Genomic DNA, 12,139 nt, shown 5'->3' with positions numbered 1-12,139 from the left:
AAACCGGCGGTGCATGGTACCGCATCGCGCGAGGATGCGTGGCGCTCTGCGGTATGCACGGCGCCGGTTGGGGGGTTGTGGTTGGGGGTGGGTTGGTGCGGGCTATGTGCGGGGTGCGCCCTTTCTGCGACTCCGGCCGGGACGTACCCCCGCGTTGGGGGTTTTGCGGATGTGGACCGGGGTGTTTGGGTTGGACGCGGGGTGTGTTGGAGACGTTTGGCTTTTTCGCGGCGGTACGTCCCTTGGCGTGTGATGGTGTATTGCGTAGCCTATTGTGGCGCGTCCGATTTCGGGATGGCGCCTGGGCGGGGTCCCATTTTGAAGCGGAGCTCGCCGCCGTCGGCGATGGCGTCGTGCATCAGGTGGGTCTCGAGAAGGTGTTTGCCGTTGAGGTGAATGGACTGGACGAAGGGGTTTTCGGGGCCGGCGTTTTCGGCGATTACCACGAGCTCGCTGCCGTTGCCGAGGTCGATGGCGGCGCGGGGGAACAGGGGTGCGCCGATTTCGTAGCGCGGCGTTCCGGCGATCGGGTAGAACCCCAGTGCGCTGAAGACGTACCAGGCCGACATGGTCCCGCCGTCGTCGTTGCCGTCGAGGCCAACGTAATCGTCGGTGTACTTGGTCTCGAGGATATGGCGCACCCACTTCCCGGTCAGGTCGGGGCGTCCGGCGGCATTGAAGAGGTAGGCGGCATGGAAGTAGGGCTCGTTGCCGTGCCAGTAGTGCACGCCGGGATGCCACTTACCGGCGCCGCGGTTCGACTTTTTGAGGTAGTCCTCCAGTTCCGCGACAAATTTCTCGGGGTTTGGGAAGAGCGCGACGAGGCCTTCGCCGTCGAAGGGAACGGCCCAGCGCCACATCATGGGGCTGCCTTCGACAAAGTCCCTGGTGTACTTCCGGCCGGAGTCGGTGTAGCTGAGCACGAGCGGGTCGAACACTTCGGCGAAGGAACCGGTCGAATCCCGGGGCACGAAGAATTGGCGATCGGGGTCCCAGAGATTCCTGTAGGCGTGGGCGCCTTTCGCGAAGAGCGCGGCGTCCTCGGCGCGGCCGAGATCGGCGGCCAGGAGCGAGAGCGCGTGATCACACCAGGCGTATTCCAGGGTTGCGGACACGGATTCGGACATCACGTCGGAGGGACAGTATCCGTGCGCGCGATACTCGGCGAGCCCCTCGCGCCCGCGGAAGCGCGTCCCCTCCGGGGGGCCCGTGGTAGCGGTCCGGCGCATCATTTCGTAGGCCGCTTCGATGTCGAAGTCGCGCACGCCCTTGAGCCAGGCCTCGGAGACGGCAATGTCGGCGGGCGTGCCGAACATGCAGTTGGTGTAGCCGGCTCCGGAAGGCCAACGCGGGAGGGATCCGCCGGCCTTTCCCATGGCGACGAGAGAGGCCATCATGTCGCGCTGATCCCCGCGCGCGATGAGGTTATAGAGCGGGTGGACGGTCCGGAAGGAGTCCCATAGGGACATATCGGTGTAGTAGGTCGCGCCCTCCTCGACGGTGTGGACGGCCTTGTCGAAGCCGGTGTACTCGCCGTTCACGTCGTTGAAGGTGGTGGGCATCTGGAAGGCCCGGTAGAGGGCGGTGTAGAAGATGCGGCGCTGGCTTTCCGTTCCGCCCTCGATCCGGATTCGCCCGAGGCGTTCCTCCCAGCGGTCGCGGGCTTCCGCGTAGATGCTTTCAAAGGACTTGCCCAGGGCTTCGGCGTCGAGATTTTCGCGGGCGTTCTCGACGCTCACATACGATAACGCGAGGCGCACTTCGACGGCCTGTGCCGAGTCCGATGCGGCGAAGCCCAGATCGGCGCCGGCGCTGTCGCCCTCGGCGGCGCGTTCGCCCGGCTGGAATACGTTGCCGCTCCAGACGCCGTAGGATTCGAATGGCGCGCTGAATTCCGCGACGAAATAGACATCGAGCCCGCCGTAGCGACCGGAAAAGGAACCAAAGATCCGTACGGAGCCTTCCACTCGCCGCCGGTCGGGGTGAATGGTGATGCGCCCGCGTTCGCTGCGGCGATCGGCGATCGTGCTGGTGGCGTCGAGCATGAGGTGCGGCGTCGCGCCGGGCGGGAAGGTGTATCGGTGCACGCCGGTGCGCGCCGTGGCGGTGAGTTCGGCGAGAATGTTGTCGCGGGGCAGGCGCACGGCGTAGTAGCCGGGGAAGGCGGTTTCCTGGCGGTGGGAGAAGCGCGCGAAGCGTTCGTCCTCCGGGGCGCCGCCCGCCAGGGGTTCGGTCGCGGGCAGGATGCGGAAGACGCCGCCTTCCAGGGCGTCCGCGCCGAGGAGCCGGGTGTGGCTGAATCCGAGGATTTTGTTGTCGCCGTAGAAGTAGCCCGAGCGGTTGAGGCCCTGCTGGTTGGTGAAGAGCGAGGCGGTGTCTGGGGCGAGGCGCACCATGCCGAAGGGCACGGTAGCGGCGGGCGAGTTGTGCCCGCACATCCAGGAGACGCCGCCGGTGGCGATGAAGGGGTCAACCTCCGCGCCCAGCGCGCCGGGGGCGATGCCGGTGTCGAGTCCGCCCGGTTTCGCGGCGACGGTGACGCGGTAGGCTCCCCAGACGAAGGCGAGGCCGAGCACGGGTATGGCGAGGAGCGCGAGCACCGGGATCAGGACCCACTTCAGCACACGCCTGAACTTCACCGGCTATCTCCCGCGGGGCCCGCACGGGGCCCCGCCGACTGGTTTCTATTCTTCGCTGTCGTCGGTCTCCGCGGCGCCGGTATCGCCGGCGTCCTCCGCCGTGACATCTTCTACATCCGGCGCGCCGGCTTCGGCGACCTCGTCTTCCTGTTCCTCGGCGACAGCCTTGGCGACGGCGCTTACGACGGCCCCCTCCTGCGGCTTCATGATGCGGACGCCCTGGGTGTTGCGGCCGATGGTCCGGATGTCCTTGACGGAGGTGCGAATGACGATGCCGTCGGTCGCGACGAGCACGAGTTCATCGCTGTCGTCGACGGTCATCATGCTGACCACGTTGCCGTTTCGGTCGGTGGTCTTGATATTGATGATGCCCTGTCCGCCGCGGTGCTGGAGGCGGTATTCGCCGACCTGGGTCCGCTTTCCGTAGCCGTTTTCGGTGACGCTGAGGACGGTGCTTTCGTCGCGGGCGAGGGACATGCCGACGACGTAGTCATCGTCGGCGAGGCGGATGCCGATAACGCCGCTGGCGGTGCGGCCCATGGGGCGGGCGTCCTTTTCGGGGAAGCGGATGGCCATGCCCTTGTAGGTTGCGATAAGGACGTTGTCGTCGCCGGAGGTGAGCTGCACGTCCATGAGTTCGTCGCCGTCGTTGAGGCCGAGCGCGATAATCCCGGTGGTGCGGGGGTTGCTGTAGGCCTTGAGCGAGGTCTTTTTGACGACGCCCTTCTTGGTGACCATGAAGACGAACTTGTCCTCCTCGTTGAGGTCGCGTACGGCGAGGAAGGCGGTAACGATTTCATCGTTCGCGAGGCTGAGGAGGTTGACCATGGCGCGGCCGCGGGCGGTGCGGCTCATTTTGGGAAGCTCGTGCACCTTGCGCCAGTAGACGCGGCCGAGGTTGGTGAAGAAGAGCATGTACTGGTGCGCGGAGGCGATGAAGAGGTCCTTGACGAAGTCGTCCTCTTTCACGTCGCCGCCGGAAACGCCCTTTCCGCCGCGTTTCTGCTTGCGGTAGGTGCTGACGGGGAGCCGCTTGATGTAGCCCTGGTTGGAGACGGTCACCACCATGTTTTCGTCGGCAATGAGGTCTTCGATATTGAACTCGCCTTCGTCCTCGATGATGTCGGTGCGGCGCTCGTCGCCGTGTTTGTCCCGGACTGCGGTTATTTCGTCGCGCACGACGTTGAGGATGTTGCGGTGGCTCGACAGGATGTTTTGCAGGCGCTCGATCTCCTTGAGGAGCTCGGCGTATTCGTTCTGCAACTCCTCGCGCTCGAGGCCGGTCAGCTGGCGGAGGCGCATGGCGAGGATGGCGTTGGCCTGCGGGATGGAGAATTCGAAGCGGGCCATCAACTTTTCGCGGGCATCGTCGCGGTCGCTTGACGCGCGGATGATCTTGATGATCTCATCGATGTTGTCGATGGCTTTGAGCAGGCCTTCAAGGATGTGGGCGCGGTCCTCGGCCTTGGCGAGCAAGAAGCGGCTGCGGCGCTCGACGATTTCGGCGCGGTGCTCGACGTAGTAGTGGATAAGTTCGGCCAGGTTCAGGACGCGCGGGGTGTTGTTTACGAGCGCCAGGAAGATGATGCTGGCGGTGGCCTGAAGCTGGGTGTGCTTGTAGAGTTGGTTGAGCACGACTTCGGGCTCTTCCCCGCGGCGCAGCTCGATGACGATGCGCATGCCGTCCTTGTCGGACTCGTCGCGCAGGTCGGTGATGCCTTCGACGGTCTTGCTGCGAACGAGGTCGGCGATAGACTCGATGAGGCGGGTCTTGTTTACCTGGTAGGGGATTTCCTGGATGATGATGCTCTGCTTGCCCTGGCCGCCTTCCTTCTTGGTTTCGACGGCGACGCGGCCGCGCACCTTGAGGCGCCCGCGCCCGGTGCGGTAGGCCTCTTTGATGCCCTTGCGCCCGAGGATCACGCCGCCGGTGGGGAAATCCGGTCCGGAGATGAACTTCATGAGCTGGTCGGGGGTGGACTTCGGATGCTCGATGAAGTGGATGATCGCGTTGCAGACCTCGGTGAGGTTGTGGGGCGGGCAGCTGGTGGCCATGCCGACGGCAATGCCGTAGGAACCGTTCACGAGGAGGTTGGGGAAGGCGGACGGGAGCACGGTGGGCTCTTGCAGGCGCTGGTCGAAGTTGTCCTGCATGTCCACGGTTTCTTTGTCCAGATCCCCCATCATCTCCGCCGTGATCGACTCCATGCGCGCCTCGGTGTACCGGTAGGCCGCCGCGTTGTCGCCGTCGATGGAGCCGAAGTTGCCCTGGCTGTCCACGAGCGGGTAACGCATGTTCCACTCCTGGGCCATGCGGACCAGCGCGTCGTAGACCGACGAGTCGCCGTGGGGGTGATACTTGCCGAGGGCGTCACCGACGATGGACGCGCACTTGCGGAAGGGGCGCCCGTGTGTCAGGCTGAGCTCCTGCATGACGTAGAGGATGCGGCGGTGCACCGGCTTGAGTCCGTCGCGCACGTCCGGCAGCGCGCGGCTGACGATGACGCTCATGGAGTACTCCATGAAGGACTTCTGCATCTCCTGCTCGATGGCCATGGGCCTGATGTCTTTTTCGGTATTCATTCGTTTTCCTTGCGGTCACGTTGCGCGGCGCTTATTCTCTTTTATTGTCTTGCTCGGCCTGGGCCCGCAGTTCAGCCAGCGACGAACTTACGGCCAACTCGGCCGCCCATCGTTCGAGGTAGTCCCAATCGAGCTCCGCCAGTTTGTTCCTCAAAATCCCGTAGACATCGCGCAGCTGCCGCTCGGAGCCACCGCGCCTTGCCCACGACAATTTGCTCAGGACCGAATCCTCAGGCGTGGAGACCATAAAGGACATTGTCTTGAGCGCCATTCGCCGGCGCCGGTCGAATGCGGCGGTGCTGTAGGGCCGGTCCCTCAAGAGGATGAGATCCACTTTTTCGGCCGTTTCAAAGCCAATCGCATTAAACATTTGCCGGCGACGAAAGGCGTCCATGGCGGCCTCACGCGATACATACGCGTGCGGTTCCAGTACATCGAGCAATGCGTGAAACGCTTCGCTTGACGGATTGATTACAATGTCTATGTCGTATGTAACGCGCGGCTCACCGTAGATGAACGACGCGACGGAACCCGTAACCATGTACGGAATCCGCAATTGTTCGAGGGCTTCGATGGTAATGCGTGTGAGGCCCTTTTCGTCCTCAACATTCACGGAAACCCCGCGGCGAATGATGTGAATTCGCTCTCGGTCATAATCCGCCGAAAGTACTCCATGCGCACCTCGCGATCCGAGTATTCGGGATGTTGCGCTTGAATGGATTCGAGAAGAATCGAACGCATGCGCCCTGAAAAACGGCTGGCCCGAAGGAGTCGCTGCTCCGGTGTCATTCGGGCGAGCAGATCGTAGTAGACGCGCTCCGCATCCGGCGAAGTGTCTTGCATATAGCTCATTTCTATCTCCTACCGTCGAGCGGGCCCGGGGGGCAAGTTCTGTAACGATTCTCTCCTATGCCGCCCCGCTGGGGCTCTATCGTTGGGGACCACTAACCCAGGACTCGCTTCGCTCGCCGCTGGGCTACGGTATGTCGCCACTGCGTGGCTAAAGCACCGGGCGGTTGCCAGGGCGCCTTCCGGCAACCGAGGTGGCTTTGCCGCGGAATGTCCGCGATCCTTTGCGCTTTTGGCGCGGTGGACAGCCGGGACGGCTATCCTACTTTCTTGCGGACACCGGACGATTTCCAGGGCGTCCGCTGGTAGCGAAGGCGGCTTTGCCGCGGACAGGAATGTCCGCGATCCTTTGCGCATTTGGCGCGTTGGACAGCCGGGACGGCTATCCTACATTTGCCGCGCTTCCTCGCGATGTACCGGAGTGGGTGGCGCTATTCCCGCGCGCTGCTTCAGACGGCTGTTTGGCATTTGATTCAACTGACCCGAGTTCGCGCCGCGTTGGGCGCCTAGATATCCAGGTTCTGGACTTCCGCGGCGTGTTTTTCGATGAATTCCTTTCGGGGCTCGACGAGGTCGCCCATGAGGGTGACGAACATTTCGCTCGCGGCGATTTCGTCGTCGGCCATGACTTTGAGCAGGGTGCGGTTTTCGGGGTCCATGGTGGTTTCGAGGAGCTGCTCGGGATTCATTTCGCCGAGACCCTTGTAGCGCTGAATGTGGAACCCTTTTTCGCCGGTGGTCCGGAGGTAGTCGTAGAGATCGAGGATATCACTGGTCGTGAAGGGCTCGGCGCTGGTGTCGCCGCCCCGGGGCTCGACCGAGTAGGGCCCGGCGCCGAGGGCCTCGAGCGGCTCCATGTGGGTGAGCATGGCGGAGAATTCGTGGCTCTTGAGGAAGGCGAGATCGACCTGGCCGGGCTCGAGTGACTTTTTCGCCTTGCCGTTGCCATTGCCGTTAGCGCCGTCGAGGCCATCGAGCTCTGTCTGGTCGGGCGTAAGATTCACGATTTCGACTTCCGTGCCGAAGATATCCGCGAGATCCGCCGCGGAGAGCTTGCCGGGGTCGGTCAGGATCTCGCGCGGCAGCGACATGCACTTGACGACGGCTTCCTCGTGCACGCCGTAAACGCGCAGCAGGCGGGCCAGCATTTTCCGGCGGTCCTGCGCGGCGCGGAAGGCGCGCATCAGCGTTTTTTCCTGCACGCCGCGCCCGTTGGAGGTTGCGCTGGTGACCTTGACGTTTTCGAGGACGCCATCGAAGATGAATTGCTCGAATTCGGCTTCGGTGTTGACGTACTGGGACTTCTTGCCCTTTCGGATCTGGAAGAGGGGCGGCTGGGCAATGTAGAGGTGCCCGCGCCGGATGAGCTCCGGCATCTGGCGGAAGAAGAAGGTGAGTAGCAGCGTGCGAATGTGGGCGCCGTCGACGTCCGCGTCGGTCATGATGATGATTTTGTGGTAGCGGAGCCTGCTGATGTCGAAATCGGTGTCGCCGAATCCGGTGCCGAGCGCGGTGATGAGGGATCGGATTTCGTTGTTGCTGAGCATCTTGTCAACGCGGGCCTTCTCCACATTGAGCACTTTGCCGCGCAGCGGGAGAATGGCCTGGAAGCGCCGGTCGCGCCCCTGTTTCGCGGAACCGCCGGCCGAATCGCCCTCCACGATGAATATCTCGCAGAGCGCGGGGTCTTTCTCGGAGCAGTCGGCGAGTTTGGCGGCCTGTCCGATGGAATCGAGGGCTCCCTTTCGCCGGGTGAGGTCGCGGGCCTTGCGGGCGGCCTCGCGGGCGCGGGCGGCTTCGAGGGTCTTGTTGATGATGCGGTTTGCGGTGGTGGGGTTTTCCTCGAAGTAGGTCTGGAGGCCTTCGTAGACGAGGGAACTGACGATGCCCTGGATTTCGCTGTTGCCCAGTTTTGTTTTGGTCTGGCCTTCGAACTGCGGCTCCTTCACGCGGACCGAGATGATCGCGGTGAGGCCCTCGCGGGCGTCCTCGCCGGAGACGGCGGCGTTGGCCTTTTTGAGGAGGTTGTTCTTTTTTCCGTAATCGTTGAGGCTCTTGGTGAGCGCCGCGCGGAACCCGCTCAGGTGCGTGCCGCCCTCGTGGGTGTTGATGTTGTTGGCGAAGGTGGAGAGGGTTTCGGTGTAGACCGTGGTGTATTGCAGGGCCACCTCGACCTCGACATCGTCGCGGGCGGCCTCCAGGTAGATGGGCTTGCGGTGGAGCGGCTCTTTGTTCCGGTTCAGGTAGTTGACGTACTCGATGATGCCGCCCTTATACTGCATGATCTCGGGCTCATCGGTGGTGCGCTCGTCTTCGAAGACGATCTTGATGCCCTTGTTGAGGAAGGCGAGCTCCCGCAGGCGATTTCGCAGGATTTCGGCGTTATATTCCGAGACCTCGAAGATCTCGGAATCGGGCATGAAGGTGACTTTGGTGCCGGTCGTCTTCGCGTTGCCCCGCTTTTCGAGCGGCCCCTTGGGCTTGCCGCGTTCGAAGGCCATGAACCAGACGTGTCCGTCGCGCTTGACTTCGGCTTCGAGCCAGGCGGAGAGGGCGTTCACGCAGCTTACGCCGACGCCGTGGAGGCCGCCGGAGACCTTGTAGGAGTCCTTGTCGAACTTTCCGCCCGCGTGGAGCACGGTCAGCACGACTTCGAGCGCGCTTTTGTTCTTGAACTTCTTGTGGCTGTCGACGGGAATGCCGCGGCCATTGTCGATAACGGTGATGCTGTTGTCGATGTGAATGGCGACGTTGATCTGGGAACAATAGCCGGCCAGCGCTTCATCGATGCTGTTGTCGACCACCTCGTAGACCAGGTGGTGGAGGCCCCGGGTGTTGGTGTCGCCGATGTACATACCGGGACGCTTGCGGACGGCCTCCAGACCCTCCAGCACCTGAATCGAATCCGCGCCGTAACCTTTTTCAGCCATTGTACTTACCTCGAATCATACTGCCCCCGGGAATGCGGGTTGTTGGAAGATGTACCAGTATAGCAAATCGGACCTGGGAATACAAACCCTTACGCTATATTTAGCGCCAGTTAACCCGTTGAAACACGGTATCTTGTGGAAAACGGGGGCCCGCAGGACCGCCTAGTTCGGTCGGCGCATCTCCCCCACGCCGGGTGTTACGGATTCCCGGGCGTCGCGGGCCGATTGCCGGTCAGATTGCGGGCTTCGAGGTGGGCGTAGATGGCCTCGGCGAGCACGCGAACTCCCGCGGGGGTCTGGTGGCGGGAATCGCGGTACATACCGGACTTGCCGGCGAACACGCCGGTGAGATCCATGATGAACGGATATGCGCCGGCCGCCTCCGACGCGTTGCGGTAGAAGGCTTGCATGTCGGCGATGTAGTCGCGGCGGGGGGCGTGCTGGGCGGCGGTTTCGTCCAGCATCGCCCTTTCCTCGGGCGACGCCTCGTAGTGCCCGAAGCCTAAAATGGGCTGGAGCACGCACAGGTAGGGCACGCCAAATTCCCCGGCGGCGGCGTGCATGGCGCGGACGTTTCGCAGCCACTGGTCGTGGGGCGGCGCATCCACGGGTGTGCCCCAGTTCATGCCGGGGGCCGCGTTGCCGCCGGCGAGGCGCAGGGCCGCGCGCACGGCGTTGGGGAGCAGCGGTATGGAGAGCGGGCGATCACCGGCGAGACTGGCGAGCACGCGCCGCTGGTAGGGGTGGATCATGGGATGGTCCGGCACGGCGTGGAGATAGCCGATATCGTTGACGCCGTTGAGCGAGATCACGAGGTCGGGATCGAGGGGCAGCACATCGCGGAGGAGCTTGAGGAGTTCCTGGCTCGACGAGTAGCCCGCGACGCCGCCGTTGTATACGCGGGCGGGGATTCCCGCGGCGGCGAACTGATTGGCGAGCATCCTGGGCCAGTTTTCTTCCACGAGGGGATCGGTGGTCGAGCCGCCCAGCGCGACCACGGTCAGCGCGTGTTCATTGTCGGCCTCGCCATAGATGACGAATCCGGGAAGGTGGCGCAGGCCGAGTTCTTCGAGTTTCTGGCGGTTGTGCGCGTGGCTGAGGAGTGGGTCGAGGGAGGCGAAGCTGTCGCGGGTATCGAAGAGGCCCGCCGCCTCCTGTATGCCGCCGCGCGCCCAGAAGAGCCGGTCGGTGTCCACGCCTTCGGCGCGGAGGTAGCACCAGCCCGCGATTTCGAGCGACGCGATGAGCGCGGCCGAGAAGCATGCGATGAGCCCGTATGCTATCAGGCGAATCCGGGGTCGTGTTGGCTGTTCACTGCCCATATCGAGGCCGATCCGTGACGCGGGGGCGGCGCGCCTATTCGAGCGCGATGCTGGCGAAGGAGACGATGCCGCCGGCGGGGTCCGGGGCGTAGCCGTAGTGGCGCATTGCGCCGCCGGAGACCGTGCCGTCGAGCGCCTTGAGGGTGGCGTAGATGCAGTTGAGCCCGCAGACGTTGCGGCGGTTACGGTCCTTCATGACGGAGGCGTAGAAGCCGGCGGGATCGATGCCGCCGGTGATGTGCCCGAGATCCTCGTGGTCCCGCGAGGAAACGTCCTGGATGACGCCGTCGTCGATATCGAAGGGGTCGCCGAAGCGCCGCCCCACATGGGCCAGGTCGGCGCCAGCGATCACGGCGACATTGCGCCCGGGCGCGGCGGCGATTTCGCGGCAGGCGTCGAGGAACTTCTCCAGCGGAGCATTGCCCTCGGGCGTGCCGGCTCCGGGATCGTCGAGAAACGCGGCGCAGAGGACGGGGACGATCTTTACCGCGGGGCCGTAGTGGTAGGCGAGCATGACGGCCTGGAATTCGACGGAATGCTCCGTGCGGTGGACGGTCTCGTCGGCGAAGGGATCGAAATCGCAGGCGGCGGCGAGTTGATCGACGATTTCCTGGTCGGTTTCGAGTGGGCCGAAGGGGGTGGCGAAATGCTTTCGCGTCAGCACGACGGGGGTCGAAGCGCCCGCGTGGGCCACACCGAAGACGAACACGACATCGGGCCGTCCCTGCTGGAAGAGGGCGGCGTATCCGTGGGCGTAACCGGCGCGGCCCCGTTGGAAATCGATATGCGGGACGATCAGGCCGCGGAGGTGGGCGCCGCCATTGGACGCGGCGGGCACTTCCCCGGGCCCGCTTTCGGCCGTGAAGAAGCCATCGATGAAGGAACGGAGCTCCTCCGGCGCGGACGGGTAGGCCCGCCCGGCGAAGTAGGCGGGCCGGGTATCCGACGCGCCGAAATCCCGGTCCACCCGGGCGCGGATGGCTTCGAACTGGCGGTTGTAGAGGAAACCATGGTCGTCAAGGTAGGCGACGACCTCGTCGACCTGATCGGGGCCGACATTCGCGTTGAACTGCGCCTTGAAGGCCCGCTGGATGTCGGGCCGGGTGTTTCGCCCGTCGAGCATGGCGGCGATGAAGAAGGCGGCGGGCGTCAGGACCAACTGATCTTCCACGTAGCCGGAGGGGTCGCTCATGGCGATGAAGGTGTCGCCATCGTGCTCCAGGGGGGCGGCGTCGATATTGCGCAAGGGTGCGTAGGGCTCGCTCATGCGTTCCATGATAGCCCGCGGCGGTCGCGGGCGCAAGCCGATTGTTTGAATAGTGCGGTGGCGCGCGCGTCCTGTGTACAGCGGCGTCCATGACAAATGGGCGTCCCGATGGTACACTGGTTAGTGAAGGAACCGGCGCATGCGCGTTGCTGCGCCGGTCGAAAGGCAGGTTTTCGCATGAAAAAACGGTTAATCGCAGCTTTCACACCATTGGCGTTGATCCTGGCGGGATGCAACACGACCCCGACGCAGGATGGCGCGGTGCTTGGCGGCCTGCTTGGCGCGGGCACCGGGGCGATCATCGGGCACCAGTCCGGCCGCCAGGGCGAAGGCGCACTGATTGGCGCGGGCGTGGGCGCCATTACGGGGGCGATTGTGGGCGATCAGGTGGATGAGCGCCGGCAACGGAGCTACCCGCAGAACCAATACTCGCACCCACAGCCTTCCGCCGCGCCGGCGCGCACGCAGCACGGCCACTACGATGTGCGGATTGTTCGCACGCCGTCCGGCGAGACGTACGAAGAGCGCGTGTGGGTGCCGTATAAGTAA

The 12,139-nt window shown here is 64.0% G+C and carries 8 protein-coding genes; 1 reads left to right on the top strand and 7 read right to left on the bottom strand.

The window, feature by feature from the left end; all coding sequences use genetic code 11:
• Positions 1 to 269: 269 nt before the first annotated feature.
• The 7 genes from KF886_04190 to amrB all read right to left on the bottom strand — a co-directional run bounded on the left by KF886_04190 (position 270) and on the right by amrB (position 11,590).
• Positions 270 to 2,639, bottom strand: coding sequence for a GH92 family glycosyl hydrolase (locus tag KF886_04190; protein MBX3176537.1), 2,370 nt, complete (start codon positions 2,637 to 2,639; stop codon positions 270 to 272).
• A 45-nt stretch (positions 2,640 to 2,684) separates the two neighbouring features.
• Complete coding sequence (gyrA, locus tag KF886_04185; protein ID MBX3176536.1) at positions 2,685 to 5,222, bottom strand: DNA gyrase subunit A; 2,538 nt, start codon at positions 5,220 to 5,222, stop codon at positions 2,685 to 2,687.
• A 31-nt stretch (positions 5,223 to 5,253) separates the two neighbouring features.
• A complete protein-coding gene (locus tag KF886_04180; GenBank protein ID MBX3176535.1) occupies positions 5,254 to 5,835 on the bottom strand; it encodes a hypothetical protein in 582 nt (193 codons plus the stop codon).
• Complete coding sequence (locus KF886_04175) at positions 5,832 to 6,074, bottom strand: hypothetical protein (GenBank protein ID MBX3176534.1); 243 nt, start codon at positions 6,072 to 6,074, stop codon at positions 5,832 to 5,834. The genes KF886_04180 and KF886_04175 overlap by 4 nt, the downstream gene beginning before the upstream one ends.
• Before the next feature lie 503 nt (positions 6,075 to 6,577).
• Entirely contained in the window at positions 6,578 to 9,001 is a 2,424-nt protein-coding gene (gene gyrB, locus KF886_04170) for a DNA topoisomerase (ATP-hydrolyzing) subunit B (protein ID MBX3176533.1), read from the bottom strand.
• 197 nt (positions 9,002 to 9,198) lie between these two features.
• Positions 9,199 to 10,323 carry an SGNH/GDSL hydrolase family protein gene (locus KF886_04165; GenBank protein MBX3176532.1) on the bottom strand — a complete coding sequence of 375 codons (1,125 nt, stop codon included), beginning with the start codon at positions 10,321 to 10,323 and terminating at the stop codon, positions 9,199 to 9,201.
• Between the two features lie 34 nt (positions 10,324 to 10,357).
• Positions 10,358 to 11,590, bottom strand: coding sequence for an AmmeMemoRadiSam system protein B (amrB, locus tag KF886_04160; GenBank protein MBX3176531.1), 1,233 nt, complete (start codon positions 11,588 to 11,590; stop codon positions 10,358 to 10,360).
• A 177-nt stretch (positions 11,591 to 11,767) separates the two neighbouring features.
• On the opposite strand from amrB, the gene KF886_04155 reads away from it, so the two are divergent.
• On the top strand, positions 11,768 to 12,139 hold the full coding sequence (locus KF886_04155) for a glycine zipper 2TM domain-containing protein (GenBank protein MBX3176530.1): 372 nt from the start codon (positions 11,768 to 11,770) through the stop codon (positions 12,137 to 12,139).

It is taken from the genome of Candidatus Hydrogenedentota bacterium (assembly GCA_019637335.1).
Classification (GTDB): domain Bacteria; phylum Hydrogenedentota; class Hydrogenedentia; order Hydrogenedentales; family JAEUWI01; genus JAEUWI01.
Note: the sequence above shows the minus strand (reverse complement) of the source record. Positions and strands in the feature narration are given on the sequence as shown.

Bases quoted from the DNA above. Each gene is read 5' to 3' on its own strand.
- gyrB (MBX3176533.1), bottom strand. From the start codon at position 9,001: ATGGCTGAAAAAGGTTACGGCGCGGATTCGATTCAGGTGCTGGAGGGT.
- KF886_04155 (MBX3176530.1), top strand. From the start codon at position 11,768: ATGAAAAAACGGTTAATCGCAGCTTTCACACCATTGGCGTTGATCCTG.
- KF886_04165 (MBX3176532.1), bottom strand. From the start codon at position 10,323: ATGGGCAGTGAACAGCCAACACGACCCCGGATTCGCCTGATAGCATAC.
- gyrA (MBX3176536.1), bottom strand. From the start codon at position 5,222: ATGAATACCGAAAAAGACATCAGGCCCATGGCCATCGAGCAGGAGATG.
- KF886_04175 (MBX3176534.1), bottom strand. From the start codon at position 6,074: ATGAGCTATATGCAAGACACTTCGCCGGATGCGGAGCGCGTCTACTAC.
- amrB (MBX3176531.1), bottom strand. From the start codon at position 11,590: ATGAGCGAGCCCTACGCACCCTTGCGCAATATCGACGCCGCCCCCCTG.